Below are 17720 nucleotides of genomic sequence, written 5' to 3'. Positions count from 1 at the left end.
GGAGGTGGTACGATGAACAGAGAAGGAAAGAAATGTGTCCTGTATCCAAGAGTAAGTACCGAGATGCAGGTGGACGGATATAGCCTTGAAGGACAGAAGAACAGCTTAAAACGCTTTGCTGACCGAGAAGAAATGGAAATTGTCGGTATCTATGAGGATGCAGGTAAATCAGGAAAATCTATTGAAGGACGACCCGCATTTAAGAAAATGCTTTCCGATATAAAAAACGGATTGGAGATAGACTATATTCTGGTTTATAAACTTTCCCGTTTCGGAAGAAATGCAGCGGATATTCTAAATTCATTAGAGTTTGTACAATCTTATGGAATAAATCTTATTTGTATTGAAGAAGGAATTGACTCGTCACAGACAAGTGGAAAACTTTTAATCTCTGTTTTGTCTGCGGTTGCAGAAATAGAAAGAGAAAATATCATTGAACAGACAATGAATGGACGGAGAGAAAAAGCACGACAAGGTGGGTGGAATGGTGGATTTGCACCATACGGATATTATCTGAAAGACAATCAGCTCTTGATAGAAGAAACGGAAGCTGAAGCAATCAGAATTATATTTGATAAATTTGCTAATTCTGATATAGGACTTGGCGGAGTAGCAAAATATCTTAATCTTCAAGGTATAAAGAAGATACCTCGTCAGAACGGCACATTGGAAACTTGGAGCAGTCATTTTATACGGTTGATATTAGACAATCCTGTTTATTGTGGAAAGATTGCTTATGGCAGAAGAACACGAGAAAAGGTAAAAGGTACAAAAAATGAATATAAGCAGGTTCATGCAGAGGATTACATTCTGGAAGATGGACAACATGAAGGAATTATCAGCGAGGAATTGTGGCAAAAGGTTCACGCAAAGCGTATGGCAACAGGAATTAAACAGCCATCCAAAATCGGTAAGGATAGGTCACACCTTTTGACGGGGATATTAAAGTGTCCCCTTTGTGGAAGTTCAATGTATACGAACAAACACGCTTGGACAAATAAAGACGGCACATACAAAGAGGTTTACCGGTGATGAAGAGTTCATGAAGCAGTGGGGCGATGAGATCATTCTGGCTACTGCAGTATTCTGGGCAGACCGTGTGGAATGGGACGAGGATGGCAGGGTATGCCATATCCGTGATGTGATCGGACCGGATGAGTACAAACAGCGGTTGACGGACAATACCTATACCAACTACATGGCACGGAATAACCTCCGCCTGGCGGTGCAGATCGCAGAAAGACTGGAAAAAGAGGATCCGGAATATCTGGAAGAGCTGAATAACCGCTGGGAGATCCGTGAGATGCTGCCAAAGATCCGCAGGGCGGCGGAAGGAATATATCTGCCGCCTGTGGGAAAGGATGGCATCCTTCCCCAGTTTGCCGGTTACGGGAAGCTGCAGGAGATGGATCTTAGCTACTACAAGAGCTTTGGAAAAAACGCAGCCGCCGAAATACGGAAGGAACATACCGTTTTGGAGCTTGAGAGATTACGGGTGCATAAACAGGCAGACCTCGTCCTGCTGCTGCAGCTGTTCCCGGAACTTCCGGAAGAAGCCGGTGGGACACAGCGCAGGCAGGTACGGGAGAAAAACTACGAGTTTTATGAAAAACACACGCTCCATGAAGCATCCTACAGCTTTGCCACCCATTCCCTGATGGCAGCTTCCCTGGGAAGAACACAGGAAGCCTATGCGCTGTTCCGTCAGTGCTGCGATGTGGATTTAAGCTCCGATGGAGAGAATGCACCGGCAGGAATCTATGCAGCCTGCATGGGCGGCATCTGGCAGTGTGTGGTAGAGGGATTCTGCGGGATACGGATACAGGAAGATGCCCTGCGGATCGATCCCTGCCTTCCCGAAACGTGGGAAAGCGTGAAATTCCGCATCTGTTACCGGAAAGGCACCCTGGATATCAAGGTAACGAAGAATGCGCTGACCGTCAATAACAGGAGCAGCCACCCGGTACCGCTTAGCTTCCGTGGGGAAGCGGTATGCCTGGATGGCACAGTGAGCAGGATATTCTCTCTTCATTCCCCGGAATAAAACAGCATGACAGAACGCAGACAGGAACAACCTGTGCACTCAAAGGAGTGTACAGGTTTTTTTGCTTCAGGAAATTCCGCTGGAATTTTCTGAAGCAAAAAGCTCCGCAGGGATGCGCAGCTCGCAGAGAAGAATTAGTTGTTTTGCAACACTGCTCATGCGCAAAGAGTCCGCAGGCGAACTCGTTATTGCTGGAAAAAGGATAGGAATCCGCCATCCGGTATACCATAATGTGGACAGGAAGACCCGGGCAGAACCGGACGGAAGGAGACTGGCAAAAATGACAGAAATCGGAGAAGAGACACTGAGGCAGTACAGGGGATATCTGGCGGATCGGGAAAAAAGCATCGCCACCATTGACAAATATCTGCGGGATATCCGTACCTTCCTGCAGTGGATGGGAGAAAACCGGAGCATTACCAAGGAAAAAGTGATCGCCTACAAGGCTTGGCTGCAGGAGCATTATAAAACGAGCAGTGCAAACAGCATGCTGGTAGCCCTGAATGGATTTCTGGACTTTATGGGAGAAACGCAGAGCCGGGTGAAGACGGTAAAGGTACAGAAGCAGATGTTCCGTTCCACAGAAAAGGAAATGAGCAGGGCAGAATACAAAAAGCTGATCGAAAAGGCTTACCGGATGGGACGGGAGCAGACCGCACTCATCATGGAGACCATCGGAGCGACCGGGATCCGGATCAGTGAATTGAAATATATCACCGTAGCCGCTGTGAAAAGCGGAAAAACAGAGGTTTCCTGCAAGGGAAAGAAAAGACAGGTGTATCTGGTGAAAGAGCTGAGGGAGAAGCTGCTCAAATACTGCAGAAAAAAAGGGATCCGTAAAGGAAGTGTGTTCGTCAGCCGCTTCGGGAATCCACTAGACCGCAGTAATATCTGGTCGCAGATGAAAGCCATCGGTGCCGCAGCCGGAATCTGTCCGGATAAGGTATTCCCCCATAACCTCCGCCACCTTTTTGCCAGGGTGTTCTGGGAAAAATGGAAGGATCTCTTTTACCTGGCGGATATATTGGGACACAGTAATGTCAACACGACCAGAATCTATACCATGACCACCGTTAAGAACCATGGAAGACGGATGCAGGTGCTGGGATTAGTAACGTAAGCTTACCGATTGGGGCTGAATCAGAGAGGAATCCGATCGGAATCAGAGCAGGTGTGAGAAAAATCGGAGCAGAAATACAAAAATACCACATAATCTGCATTATGTGGTAGGAATCGTATCCAAAAGCTGTGTCTATACATAATGGTATGTTTCCTTACCTGGAAACATTGTCCAAAAGTACCATAATTTCTCTCCGCAATCCATATATACCAAAAATAAATTTGTATGTCAATGATACAATTCGACTTTTTTCGCAAAAAATTGTGCGGAATCTGATACAGAATCCGCAAAGGGTATATTTTCACAATACAATCAGTGTATAAAACATATTTTTAATACGTTTTGCATAAGGCAATCCCTGTCTGCTTCTACCACATAATGCAGATTATGTGGTATTGACTGGAAATATTGCCCGCATACAATTTTGTCCCCAATATACGGCAGCTTGTCTTTGCATGGAGCAGGTCGTTCGCTCAGTGGCAGTCCACAGTACCGGCCCTCCGTCATGAATGATGTGTGTAAAAGAATTGTGTAATAGAATTCTCCCTTAAAATGTTCCCCTTCCCGATTTTTTCGGGGGGGGGCAAACATTTTGTAACGAAATTCAGCACAAAACGAAAGACGTGATGATGCGTATGGAAGGAAAGGAATATCTGAACAGGATCAGCAGAGAAACGGCAATGCAGATTGCCGGCAGAGAGTTGCCCCAGGTAGAAAAGATCCATTTATGGGTTTTTCCTGCTTTTTCCTATGAAGAAGGAATTCCGGTGTACCTTCTGAAAGCGTATGCCGACCTGACTTCTTACGATATCATCCTGGATGCAAGGAATGGAAACATTATCAAAAGGACAGAACGCTGTCTGTAATGAATGAAAATAGATACTTAAGGATAAACCGGAAAGGAAACCAGAATGAGAGAGGAAACCAGAAAAACTGCCAGAGTACAGGCAGGGGAAGAAGCATTGGAGACCGTGAATGAAAAGACCCTGATGGATCAGCTGGATTCGATGAAAACAGCATTCCGTGGTTATGACAAGGAAGCTACCTGTGAGCTGCTGCAGACGCTCATCCGGTCGATGGAGACAGAGAAGAAGGAAGAACACCGTGTCCTGCTCCAGAAGAACCAGAGACTGCTCAACGAAAAGGAAGCACTGACCACGCAGATGGCAGAGCTTCTGATGAAGGTGGACTCCCTGGAATCGGAAAACCAGCGGATGATGGAACAGCAGAATACCATGCAGAAGAAATATGAGGAGCTGGCAGAAAAGCTGAGCAGGATTTCGGAAAATGCCATTGAACGGGAAACCGAGCTTTCCGCCTACCATCTGCGGGAACAGCAGGTGAAGGAACGGGAAGCTGCCCTGTTAAAAATGGAGTCGCAGAAAGAAGCGGAACTGGAGCAGATAAAGAAAGAGTTCCAGGACGGGCTGGAGGCAGAGAGGGCAGAAATCCTTGCGCAGGCAGAAGAGGAAGCGGAAGGGATAAACAATCGGGCAGAGCAGCTTCGGAGGGAGTTACAGGGCTTCCGGCAGATCATCAATGTGATACTGGACTTTGACCCGGAAAACGGGGTGCAGACAGACCCCCTGGAAAGTGCAGGAGTACCGCATGACCGAGCTGGAATTTGAACTGGAGTTTAAGAAACGGAAACTGCAGAAACGGAAACAGCGCAGGATGGAGCTTCTGATCATCGGTGCACACCTGGGCGTGGTGCTTGTACTGCTCTACTTAATGTTTGGCATCGGCATGGTACATGGAAGATCCATGCGCCCCGCTTACCGGGATGGAGACCTGTTTCTGTACCAGAGGCGGCTCTTTCAGGAGCCGGAGTATGGAGATGTGGTGGTCATCCACAGGCAGGACCTGGAACGGGACATTGTAAAGCGCATTGCAGGAAAGCCGGGAGATGTGATCGATCTGGATGAGCTGGGGCACCTGACCAGAAATGGGGAACGGGCAGCGGAAACGGAAATCCTGTTCGGGGAACAGGACAGGGATGACTGGATCACCTTTCCCTATACCGTACCGGAAGGAAGCTATTTCTGTCTGGGGGATAACCGCCCGAGGTCAGAGGACAGCAGAGAGCTTGGAGCATTCCGCAGGCAGGAGATTACCGGAAAGGTTCTCGCACAGTTCCGGCTGTCATCGGTAAAGTGACCATCCGGGAATCTGCCCGGAGCTTTCGTACAAAAGAAAAATACCAACATGAGAAATAAGGAGAACGGCATGGAACTGTTGAAGGAGGATGGCTGTATCGGCGAAAAGGCATTCCATGGGGAAAAGGAATGTTTTTTCCAGCCATTTTACAACGTGGAGAAAAAGAGAATCTGGGGAGCGGAAGCCCTGTTCCGTCTGAAGGATGAAAACGGCAATTACTATAACATGGATAAGCTTGCAGCAAAAGCGGAGGAAGAAGGATGGATCGCCGAGATCGACAGATGGGTGTTCCGGGAAGCCTGCAGAAAGATCCCGGAGCTGAGAGCCTACGGACTTAAGAGGATCAACATCAACTTATCCCCGGAGGTCTGTGAGGTTCCGGAGACCGTAACCAACATCATGCAGATACTCAGAAAGTATGAAGTGTCAAGAAGTGAGGTCTGTATGGAGATCACCGAGATGTGCAAGGTCAGGAATGCAGAGAATTTCAGCTACATGGTGGAACAGCTGAGCAGCCAGGGGATCCGGCTGGCGTTAGATGACTTTGGCAAAGGGGAGAGTAACCTGCTTCGGTTGTCACAGATCCCGATCCAGACACTGAAGCTCGACAAGGAACTGGTCTGGGGAACGGTGGGAAGCAGGATGGCAGAGGATCTGGTTGAAGAGATGATCCGTATTGCACACCGTCATAACATCCAGGTCACGGCAGAAGGAATTGAGACACTGGATCAGGCGAGAACCCTGGCATCCTGGGGATGTGATTACCTGCAGGGGTATCTCATCGCACCGCCTCTCAGCTATGAGAAGCTTCTCACATTCCTTGAGGAAAACGGAAAAAGGAACTTCCTGGAAGAATAAATCAGGATAATAAGGATAAGAAGGAGAAACCGATGAAAAAGGAAAACAACGGACCAAGACCCCTCAGGGAGGAATTGAAAAGCCTCTTTGGACGGATCATAGCAGCCATGGCAGTGCTGTTAGTCCTGATTGTCGGCATTATCATCCAGCTGTGGAACACCGACCAGGACATCATTAACGAAGTAAAATACGGTGCAGACCTCTACAAAGCAGAGGTGGCACATTACCAGTGGGTGACAGACCTTGGCATGGCACTGAATTACGGACAGGATTTTGAAGGAACCTTAGATCCGACGTAGTGTGCACTGGGACAGTTCATCTATGATGAAAAGAATCAGAAGGATGCGAAAAAGCAGGCATTCATTGAAGAGATACAGAGCCTCCACGAACAGGTTCATGCTTCCGCAGAGGAGATCCTGTCCCTGCCGGATGGGGAGAGTGCCGGGAAACAGGAGATCTTCTTAAATACCACGGCTCCTGCTGTGGAGCAGCTGGTAGCAGACCTTACGGAAGAGATTGATGCCGGCATGGAACGTGTGACGGACAGCCAGATCCACTTCATCCTGTTACTGGTGATCGGCGGGATCGTCTGCTTTGTCTGCATGGCATTTGTCGTCCATGGCATCGGGGATATCTACCGCTTTTTTGACCGGCAGGTAACCGGGGTGTTAGAGAGTATTTCCGGCAAGGCTGCGAAGCTGGCGGAAGGACATCTGGATCTGACCTTTGACTGTAAGAGCAGTGTGGCAGAGCTGGTAACGCTACGGGATTCCATGCAGTTTGCCGTACAGGAGCTTGGCAGGTATGTGAATGCCATCCGTGAGGAAATGCAGGAATTCGCCGATGGAAACCTGACCGCACAGAGCAATATCACATTCCTTGGAGACTTCGCACCGATTGAATCTTCCATTGACGGATTTGCCAATAACATCAGTGAGGTACTTGACAAGGTAGAGGAATCCGCAGAGGCGGTGGCAGAAAGCTCGGATCAGATCGCAGCAGCGGTACAGGAACTGGCAGAGGGAACCAGCAGTCAGGCAGAGAGTGTCCAGGTGCTCGTTGATATGAGCGAACACGTAGCCGGATCCGTGCAGACCACGGCAGGAAAGCTTAAGGAAGCCAGTGCACTCATTCGTGAAGCAGAAAGCATCGTGGGTGAACAGAAGCAGCAGATGAACCGGGTATCCGAAGCAATGGATATCATCTCCCATTGTTCCAAAGAGATCAAGGAAATCAGTGATACGGTGAAGGGAATCGCTTCCCAGACCAATCTACTGGCACTGAATGCCTCCATAGAGGCAGCAAGGGCAGGAAGTGCAGGCAAAGGGTTCGCTGTTGTAGCACAGAGCATTAAGGAGCTGGCAATGGAATCCGCAGATTCCACGGAACGGATCCAGAACATGATCGCCAGTACCATCCGGGCAGTACAGGATGGCGAGGGCAAGGTGAAGGGAACGGTTGCAACCTTTGATGATATCGTCAGGGTGACCCAGGGAATCTCCGGCAAGATTACGGAAGTATCCGGCAACGCACAGGAAGAAGCGGAAGCCGTGATCAAGATCAAGGATGAAACCCAGAATATTTCAGAAATGGTACTGAACAGTTCTGCCGTATCCGAGCAGAATGCAGCCGCATCCTCGGAACTGGCAAACCAGGCACAGATCTTAAAAGAACTGACGGAACATTTTCAGGTACGCAAAGGTACCTGTTGATTTTACATAGATTTTAATGAATACGATGCAAAAGGAGAGAACGTATGAAAAAGCGTAAAGGAAAGACGAAACGATGGCTTGCCGGAATCCTGTCGGCAGTGCTGGTAATCGGATCCATCAATCTTGTGGATGCTTTAGAAGGAAGTAATGGGGAAAGTGCACTGTATGATGCACCGGAGCTTACCATCACGCAGGGAGCCGAAACTTATGATTTGAAAGAGGGAATTACCTATGACAGCAGCCTGTATGAACTGGCTGTAGTGAATGAGGGCGGATTTGATGTCAATACCGAGGGAGACTATGAGGTAACCTATTCCCTGACTTCCAAGGATGATGGAACGTTGGATCCGGAAAATCCCGGGGATGCTTCCAATTCGGATAATGAAAACAAAGACCAGAACAGTGGAGACAATCAGGGAGGGGATAACACCCAGACCGGCGATAACTCTGATAATGCGGGTTCTGATAACGGATCCGACAGTTCTGACAGCAGCAATACAGGAGACAATGCAGATGCCGGACAGGGAGATACGAGTTCTGACAGCAGCAATGCAGGAGACAGTGCGGATGCCGGACAGGGAGATACAGGTGCGGACAGCAGCAATGCAGAAGATACTGCAGATGCGGTCAGCGGAGAGGATGCAGCACAGAGTGAGGAGAATACCGGCGACACCGGTGTACTGGGTGTATCCAGGCCGAGAACGGCTGTAGATATGAGCTATCAGTCAGAGCCCGTGGGTGCGGAAGCCGTTGATGTAACAGAGGGGGATGCCACTAATACCGGTGATACACAGGAAAAGCAGGTCATCACCTTTACAAGAATGGTTCATGTAGTAGCGGCTTCTGAGGACGAAGTACCCGTGTATGTAACACGGGAACTGGTGCTGACACAGGGAGAAGAAGACTACGACCTGACAGATGACATTCTTTATGATGATGTAAAATATACGTTAACGGTAGGGGATCTTGGAGGCTTCGATATTAACAAGATCGGCTCCTACGAAGTGACCTATTCCCTTACGCCTGTGACAACAGAAGGGACACAGGAAAATGGACAGGATGACACACAGGATAACCAGGTCATCACATTTCAGAGAACGGTTACCGTGAAGGCAGCCGTGGAAGAAAACGCTTTGTATGAAGCACCGGATCTCTACCTGGAGTTGGGACAGGAAGAGTATGATCTGACCGAAGGCATTATTTATGATAAAGACCTTTATGAAGTAAAGGTTTCTGATCCTGGAGATTTTGATATTAATATGGTAGGAGAATATGAAGTAACCTATCTCCTTGATAGTATTGGAAAGTCTGCAAAAGGAGAAGATACCACAAATAGTACGGCAGAAAAATCTTCTGAAGTAAAAACTGCATCGCAGGAAGCAATCTATTTCACCAGAAATGTATTTGTAGAGGAATCTACAGTGACAAAGGCAGCACCCAATGGATATTCCTTGAATTTAGGAACGGCAATTTGGGATGCTGATAGCCATACAACATTTAAGTATCCACATGCAAAGATTGAAAATGTAGCTGATAAGTTGACACTTTTAACGGTTACTGTTGAAAATGGTTCATTTACTAAACCAAATGATTTTGGAGAACCAAATTTATCAGATATTAAGGGTACATCTGCAACATGGATATTCAGTGGTGGTAAATCCGCAGATGAATTACAAACATTCATTGGAAATATTACATTTACACCACAAACAGGAAGCAATATGAATGTCAATATTACTGTTGATGGAAATGAAACGAAAGGGTTTGATAATATACCAAGTGGTTCAAAATTGACACAATGGACAAATGGACATTATTATATGATTGTTCCTCAAAATGTTAGCTGGACTGATGCATATAACAATTCTAAAAAATATGTCTTGGCAGGTAGAAAAGGATATTTAGTAACTATTGGGTCATATCCTGAAGCGCAGCAACTTGCTAATGTTTTTAACGCTACAGACATTTGGACTGCAGGAGTTAGGGTTACTAAAGATAGTTCGGGTAAAAAAATCAATGATGAAGATTCAATAAGTAGTTATTTTAAGTATAATAACTTTTTAACTGAAAAGCATGGATATTATTGGACGTGTGGACCAGAAGCTACTCAATTTGTAGGAACAGATGTTTGGTATTCTGGAGAACCAAATAACGCAGGAGGCATAGAATTCTTTGGTAAAATGCAAAAGTCTATGGGGTTCAAAATGAATGATGAACATGATCAATCAATTGCACTTGCTATAGAATTTGGAGGATATGAAGATGCAGGGAAAACAGATCCAGGTGGAAGAGATTCCACTAAGGCTTTTGAATCACTAAATAAAGGTGTAACCCCAGTTGATCCTGAAGCTACTATTAATGGAATAAAATATCCAACTGTTACTGATGCTTTAAATGCAGCACAAAGTGGTGATACAATTGAAATTGTCAAAGATACTGTAACAGCAGTAACGAATGGAACATTAAAAACTGGCGTTAAGTTAGTAAGCTATGATAAAAATACAACTTACACAGGAAAGCAGGATTCCAAGATTGATGTTGCAGAAGATGGAACTGTGACCTTGAAGGACGGAAAACTTGAGCTTTCTGCAAAAGCATCCCTTAAGGTATTCAATCCGACCGATGGGCAGACCTATCAGGTAACGGCTCCAAACTGCGCTTCATGGGTAACAGTAGATAAGAATGGAGACTCCCCTTATTTTATGGGAGATGCGGATGGAACTGTAAAAATAGATGCAGTGACCTATTCGTATCAGAATCCGAGTCATAGTAACTTGGCAATGGTTTACATTCCACAGGGAATGAAGAATAATGAGCATGTAACAAAAGCTGAAGTCGCAGCAGATCAGTCGGTAACCATTGAGGTGGACAACACGAATTCAGTAGTATTGAATAGAGGTGGGAACGCAGGCGATAACGTAACTGTTAAGCGGCGTCAAGATGATTCGAAGGTAGATGTAAAACTGCCTTCTGGTGTACAAGGTACAATTTTGGGACATACCGTAGGGGCAGCTCCGTCAGGCGGCGTAACAGTCAGCCAGAGCAGTGCAGAGAATACGGGATATCCTAACAGAGATTATATCATGGTTGCAGCTACAGGGAATGAAGTAGTAGTAGATGGCATCACATACAAGGCAACACGTTCCAATCAGAAGTTCTATCTGGGAACGTTCCAGGTAAATACGACATTTGGAGCTCATGCAGGAGTGAAGGGTACGAAGCCTGCGGATCCACATTATCTGGAAGAGTATACGATAACCATTTGTCCTGATACAGGTTATGATTTGGATAAAGATAACCTTGTATTAACGATGAAGGAGAATGATACACCAGATGCAAATGCAAAGAATTTAACATTTGTCGAAGAGGCAGACGGAAGCATTAAGGTGACGATCCCTCAGGTAACCGGTGATATCACCATCCATGCAGAAGCCAAAAAGCAGACATCAAAGCTTACCATCAATGGATTAGATGGCAGAGGAATCGTTAAAGTACTGGATGGGGAAGGACAGGTACATGAATTAAAGCAGGGTAAGGATTCTATTACCGTAAACCGGAATGAGGAACTGACACTGACCTTTATCCCGGATGATTTTACCAATTCTTATTATGGTGATCTGACAGGAGAGAAGGGAAGCAGCTTCTCCATACTGACAGGGTTAAAAGACAATACTCTGGGTGCAGCTGTGACCGATCTGTTCACACAGGATGTCAAGAACAGCTTCAACTGGACGGAAAAGAGTTATCAGGTGAAGTACACCCCCAATAAAGCAGAGAATACACTGGAAGCAACATTTACACATTCCAGTATCATGCATGTCCATGTGACCGGAGGTACCGCAGAGGTCAACACGACTGTATTGGAACAGAACCCGACAGACACCGAACAGTTCCGGCATGTGATCGTACCGGATAATACACAGGTGCAGGTTACCTTAAAAGATACGACCGGTCATAATCCGGTTTACAAGACTGCTTATTGGAAGCAGACTTCTGCCGCTGGCGGAACTGATACAGGAACAGAGGTATCTTCCCAGCTGAATGATGCAGGAAGCAAGACCTACACCTACACGACACAGGCAGTGAGTGCGTCCCATATGCTGAATGTAAGCTTTGAGCAGGGACAGAACGTGGATGTCACGTTTACAGGCGGAAATGCCTCACTGGTTGATACAGGAGCAGTCATCTGGACAAACCAGGGCAATCATACGTACCGGACACTGGTAAAAAATGGCGATACACTGACCATGAAAGTGCAGGTAAATGAAGGCTATGGATTAAAGAGCATTACCGTTAACGGATTCAGCATCAATGCGACAGAAGCACTTAAGAACCCGGAATATAACGTGACTTATGACGAAGCGACCAGAACCTATACCCATACCACGAAACCGATCGACCAGGTATGGAACGTGGTCATGGACTTTGAAGAGCAATATACCGTAACGTTTGTTGACCAGAAGGATAGAGTACTGGGTTCAATCCCGGCTGTGAACGGAACCACGATCCCGGAAGAAAAGTTCACGGAAATGCAGGCAAAAACAGATGCCCTAAAAGAAGCCGATGAAATCTTCCTGACCTGGGTGGACAAGGCGGATGGAAATACTGCTTATAATAAGAACACCATAATCACCAAAAACAACCTGGTATTGAAGCCGGTATACCGCAAGAATGCAGGAAACGGCGGACATATCGAAAACGGAAGTGATGGAAGCATCCTCGCAGCGGATGATTTTGCGATCCATCTTCGTGATCTGCAGAATCTGACAGCAGATAACGTTAAGGATGAGAAGTATGCCAATGTAACAGCATTTGATAAGGATGGCGCAAAGGTGACCGCTCAGGTAACCGTAGATGCAGATGAATTAGCTGCATTAAAGAAAAAGAGTGCAGGAACCTATCGTAATGCATTGACATTTACCTATAATAAACTATCCGTTAAGGTAACCGTAGAGATCTCCGATGCAGAAGTCACCATCACCGGACGTACTGCACATACCCTGACCTTTACAGGAAAGGGCGGTGTAACCTATCAGGTACAGAAGTCGGATGAAAATGGCGGATCCCTCACCGGAAATGTAAAGAGTGCAGCTACAGCTGCAGGGACAGGAAAGGGAACGGCTGACGGTCTGGATAAGGCGGAATACTATCTGATCAGCCATAAGGCATATGGTCAGGCAGTAGGACGAACCTCACTGGTAGATGCACAGGATATCGCAAAGCAGTTTGCGGATGACGGTGACCAGACAACGACAAATGGAAAGACAGATAAAAGTGAGACGGCATCCAACCAGAATGTAGATGTTACGGTGGATGACAATGGTAACTACAAGGTAACCCTGAAAAAGGATATCGACCATACTGTTGAGATCCCTGATACCTGGGAGAATGTGAAGATCGATCTGGGTGGACATACCATCACAGGAGACAATGCAGATGCTTCTAAGGAAGCAAAGCCCGGACTGGTATTTAACAAGGATGATACAGCGACAGAACATCCCGGAACCAATCTGGAGATTGTAAACGGTACGATCCAGGGTGGCAGCGGATCAGCTGCACATCCGGATGGAGCAGCCGGTGTAGGGGAAGCTGCGGGCAGCAAGCCGTCACAGGCTGGTATCACCGTAGGCGCAGATGCAGTCATCAAGGGCGGCAATGGTGCAGATGGTGAGAACGGAAGTAACGGAGGAAACGGCGGTTCAGGTATTGAAGGAACCATCGGCACGACCGTAAACGGAGGTTCTGTCTCAGGTGGAAACGGCGGTAAGGGTTCTGATTCCGCAACAGGTACTCCGGGTAACGGTGGAAATGGCGGTTCCGGTATCAAGACTGATAAAGATGTAGTCATTAACGGAGGAACCATCACCGGTGGAAATGCCGGAAACGGTGGAAATGCAACTGGTGAGAACAATACCAATCCCGGTGGTGCAGGTGGAAATGGAGGTTCCGGTGTTGACAGCGGCAGCGGAAAGATCGATAACAATGGCGGCACCATTACCGGTGGAGATGCAGGAAATGGCGGCAGCTCCGAAAAGGGCAATGGAGGAACCGGAGGAAATGGTGGTTCCGGCTCCATTGGAGAGACGAACAATACGAATGGCGGAACAACGACCGGTGGAAACGGTGGTGACGGTGGTAACTCCAACAATGGAGGAAACAACGGAAACGGCGGCTCCGGTGGTAAAGGTACGGAGGGAACGGTCAATGGAGGAAACCAGGATGGTAATAACGGCCAGGATGGTGAAACCTTCTTCGTGATCCTCTTCAAAGACCAGAAGCAGAATCTGCTGAATGCAGCAGATCCCTGCAAAGTAGCGGCAAAAGGTAAAATAACCAAAGACTACTTTGACAAGATGCAGGAAAAGACCGATGCGCAGGCAAAGGCAGATGAAAAGTTCTTTGCATGGACTGAGGAAAACCATGCAGATAAGGTATATACCGCAGAGACGGAGATCACAGCCAGTGTGACACTGGTTCCTGTATACCGTGCAGACAGCAATGTGGTTCCCGGACAGGATGGAAATACCATCGCAGCAGATAATTTCTCCATCCGTATCGAGAAAGTAAGCAGCCTGACAGAAACGGAAGCAAAGAAGCTTGCCAATGTCAAGGCATACGATAAGAAGGGCGCAGACATCACCAATACGGTAACGGTAGATCAGGACAAGCTTTCTGCTTTACAGCAGAGCACGGCTGGAATCTATCCGGATGCACTGACCTTCGAAATCCCCGGCAGTGTCAAAGTCAGTGTAACGGTAGAGATCACGGATGATAATCCTGTGATCACCGGAAAGACAGCACATACGCTGACCTTCAAGGGAAGAGCAAATGAGACTTATGAGTATCAGGAGCTAGATGCCCAGGGAACCCCGACAGGTAATGTATTAACCATACTGACGAATGGAGATGGAAAAGCAACCATCACGGGTCTGAAGAAAGCAACACCATATCAGATCAGTCATAAGAAATATGGTTCTGTAAACGGCAGAACAGCCCTCGTGGATGCAAAGGATATCGCAAAGCAGTTCGAGGACAGAGGTGCCGGTGATACAACAGGCAATAATGCTACGGACAGAACGGAAAAAGCAGAAAACTCCAATGTACAGGTTGTAGTGGATGATGACGGCAACTACAAGGTAATTGTGAAGAAAGACATTGACCACACAGTTGAAATCCCTGATACCTGGGGGGAGGTCAAGATTGACCTTGGCGGACATACCATCACAGGTGACAAGGCAGATGATAATAATGCAGCGAAGCCCGGACTTGATTTTGTGAAGGATGGAAGTATAAATGAACATCCCGGAACAAAGCTGGAGATTGTCAACGGTACGATCAAGGGTGGAGACGGTTCTGCTAAACATCCGGATGGAGCACCCGGTATTGGAGCCAGTGGTGATACAGCAGATGCCGGACTTATCATCGGAAGCAATGCAAATGTGACCGGTGGTAACGGTGCAGATGGCACAGAAGGCAAAGATGGAGGAAACGGCGGAGCCGGTATCGACGGTAACGGCAAGATCACTCCGACGGTCAATGGAACGGTAACCGGTGGCAACGGTGGTAAAGGCGGAGATTCCGCAACCGGTATCCCTGGTAATGGCGGAAACGGTGGAACCGGAATCAGCGCAGGCGATAAGACCATCACCATCCATCCCGGCGGAACTGTCAAAGGCGGTGATGCAGGAAGCGGCGGAAGCGCAACAGGAGGTAACACGAATCCTGGTGGCAACGGCGGTAACGGCGGTACAGGAACCGAGACCACACAGCCGGGAAAGACCGATAATAATGGTGGAACAACATCCGGTGGAAATGGCGGTGACGGCGGTAAATCCGACAACGGCACCGGAGGAAACGGAGGAAACGGCGGCAGCGGCTCCACGGGAGAAAATAATAACAACGGCGGCACGAGCAGTGGCGGCAACGGTGGAAATGGCGGCGACTCTGACAAGGGTAACGGCGGATCCGGCGGTAATGGAGGAAGCTCAGGCGAAACCGGAGGCAACGGCGGTAACAACAGCGGAGGCAACGGTGGAAATGGCGGAGATTCCAACAGCGGCAATGGAGGATCCGGCGGAAATGGTGGAGACTCCAACAGCGGCACCGGAGGCAACGGTGGAAATGGCGGAGACTCCAATAACGGCACCGGAGGAAACGGCGGAAATGGCGGCGGCTCCAACAACGGCACCGGAGGAAACGGCGGAAATGGCGGTAACTCCAACAACGGCAATGGAGGAACCGGAGGCAACGGCGGAGACTCCAACAGCGGAAACAATGGAAACGGCGGCAGCTCTGGCAGTAACGGTAACAGACCCGGTGGAAATGGCGGCGGCTCCAACAATGGCAATGGAGGAAACGGCGGTAACAACGGCGGAGACAACTCTGGAAATAACTCCGGAAATAACTCCGGAGACAACGGCGGCAATAACGGCGGTGATAACTCCAATACCAATGGGAATAACAATTCCGGAAGTACAGGTAACACAGGTAATACACCAGATGCAGGTAATACAGCCGGCAATGATTCCGGAAATAATGCCCATAAAGGAAATAAAGGAAACAGTACCGGCAACAGTAATGCCGGGCAGAAGGATCCGGCAGAGGATGACAGCCTGAACGATGCTGCGGATGAAAGCAGCCTGACAGGTGATGCAGATGGCAGCGATGCAGACGGAAGTGATGCAGATGGCATACAGGAAGAGGAGAGCATCCATGCAGACAGCGACAGCGTTGAGAATGGTACGGACAGTGACAGCCATATACCGTTTGGTGAATGTGGTTTCCACTGGATCCCCATTGTATGGCTCCTTGTAATCCTGGGTTATACCGTAGTACGTGTGAAGAAGCTCCGTGATGAGTCGGAAGAAGCCTAAGGAGGAAAACAGACATGGAAAACACGAAACCGAATAAGAAATTATACATTGTAGTGGAAGTCATACTGTTTGCAGTATATATCCTGATAGGTGTCCTGCTGTTCGTCACGGAAAAGCACTGTGCTGCAGACGCATTCATCTTCTGGATCGGACTTGTGATCGCAGCAGTATGTGCAGTAGTGCTGGGAATCCATGAGAACAGAAGGATGTAAGAAGTAAAAAAGAAGAAGTAATTTTAAGAAAACCAAATGGCTGTGATGGCTGTTTGGTTTTCTTGCGCTAAAAAGACCGGAAAGGATCATCGGATATCCCGGGAACCGGTTCGTCTTGAGACAGATCCTTTGTAAGCGCTGAATAACCCACCGTCTTTCCATTCCAGCTAATTCATGCGACAATCATTCTAATCCAAGTGAGTTAAGACATTGGACAAGTTTGGTTCAAAGTGAAGTGTTGCTTGTCCAGTATACTCATAGTACACAACAAAGGAGTTGGACAAGAATGGTTCAAAGGCATCCCAAACGTTCTGACCAGGAATGGATGGAACTGATTCAAGGATGCCGCACAAGTGGTCTTACTGATAAGGCCTGGTGTGAGCGGAATCACATTCAGCGCAGCAGTCTTTATTATCATATCCGGAGATTTCGAAACATGGCTTGCGAAATCCCAGAGAATCCCGTATCTTCCTGTCAGGAACAGCATGAAGTTGTAGCAGTTGATTTTTCGGTTCCTGCGGAAAGCGAAATAACAGAACAGCCCCGCAATGAGACAGCTGCATACGCACCGGCAATCCGCGTAATCTATTCTGGATTTTCCGTGGAGATTCAAAATACGGCAGCAAGTGAAACCATTCGAAATACCATCACTGCGCTGCGGCAGTGTTGTGGTCAAGCTTTTTTGTAACACTTGTGGCTAAAAAAATAGTGCTTATCAATTTATGCTGCCGTCCTTGCTTCATA

At 47.6% G+C, this 17720-nt stretch carries 12 protein-coding genes; all 12 read left to right on the top strand.

What is annotated here, in order from left to right:
* The first annotated feature begins 12 nt into the window (after positions 1-12).
* The 12 genes from GPK83_RS00840 to GPK83_RS00785 all read left to right on the top strand — a co-directional run bounded on the left by GPK83_RS00840 (position 13) and on the right by GPK83_RS00785 (position 17664).
* A complete protein-coding gene (locus GPK83_RS00840) occupies positions 13-1032 on the top strand; it encodes a recombinase family protein (protein ID WP_345941745.1) in 1020 nt (339 codons plus the stop codon).
* Between the two features lie 10 nt (positions 1033-1042).
* Positions 1043-2044 carry a glycosyl hydrolase family 65 protein gene (locus GPK83_RS00835; RefSeq protein WP_215703767.1) on the top strand — a complete coding sequence of 334 codons (1002 nt, stop codon included), beginning with the start codon at positions 1043-1045 and terminating at the stop codon, positions 2042-2044.
* 280 nt (positions 2045-2324) lie between these two features.
* Positions 2325-3164 (top strand): tyrosine-type recombinase/integrase, encoded by an 840-nt coding sequence (locus GPK83_RS00830; RefSeq protein ID WP_215703766.1) that lies wholly within the window; start codon positions 2325-2327, stop codon positions 3162-3164.
* Positions 3165-3799: 635 nt separating this feature from the next.
* Entirely contained in the window at positions 3800-4030 is a 231-nt protein-coding gene (locus GPK83_RS00825) for a PepSY domain-containing protein (RefSeq protein ID WP_215703765.1), read from the top strand.
* Between the two features lie 45 nt (positions 4031-4075).
* A complete protein-coding gene (locus GPK83_RS00820) occupies positions 4076-4792 on the top strand; it encodes a hypothetical protein (RefSeq protein WP_215703764.1) in 717 nt (238 codons plus the stop codon).
* Positions 4773-5321, top strand: coding sequence for a signal peptidase I (gene lepB, locus GPK83_RS00815; protein ID WP_215703763.1), 549 nt, complete (start codon positions 4773-4775; stop codon positions 5319-5321). The genes GPK83_RS00820 and lepB overlap by 20 nt, the downstream gene beginning before the upstream one ends.
* Before the next feature lie 69 nt (positions 5322-5390).
* Positions 5391-6179: an EAL domain-containing protein gene (locus tag GPK83_RS00810; protein ID WP_215703762.1), complete on the top strand. Its 789-nt coding sequence runs from the start codon at positions 5391-5393 to the stop codon at positions 6177-6179.
* A 32-nt stretch (positions 6180-6211) separates the two neighbouring features.
* A complete protein-coding gene (locus GPK83_RS00805) occupies positions 6212-6478 on the top strand; it encodes a hypothetical protein (RefSeq protein ID WP_215703761.1) in 267 nt (88 codons plus the stop codon).
* 183 nt (positions 6479-6661) lie between these two features.
* Positions 6662-7891, top strand: a complete 1230-nt coding sequence (locus GPK83_RS00800) for a methyl-accepting chemotaxis protein (protein ID WP_215703760.1) — start codon at positions 6662-6664, stop codon at positions 7889-7891.
* A gap of 44 nt (positions 7892-7935) precedes the next feature.
* Positions 7936-16764, top strand: coding sequence for a hypothetical protein (locus GPK83_RS00795; RefSeq protein WP_215703759.1), 8829 nt, complete (start codon positions 7936-7938; stop codon positions 16762-16764).
* Positions 16765-16778: 14 nt separating this feature from the next.
* Positions 16779-16976, top strand: a complete 198-nt coding sequence (locus tag GPK83_RS00790; RefSeq protein WP_015554916.1) for a hypothetical protein — start codon at positions 16779-16781, stop codon at positions 16974-16976.
* Positions 16977-17412: 436 nt separating this feature from the next.
* Entirely contained in the window at positions 17413-17664 is a 252-nt protein-coding gene (locus GPK83_RS00785; RefSeq protein WP_215703758.1) for a hypothetical protein, read from the top strand.
* Positions 17665-17720: the final 56 nt, after the last annotated feature.

The sequence above is a fragment of the Clostridium sp. MCC328 genome (assembly GCF_018785465.1).
GTDB classification, from domain to species: Bacteria; Bacillota; Clostridia; order Lachnospirales; family Lachnospiraceae; genus Pilosibacter; species Pilosibacter fragilis.
This window is presented reverse-complemented; position numbering and strand designations above follow the sequence as displayed.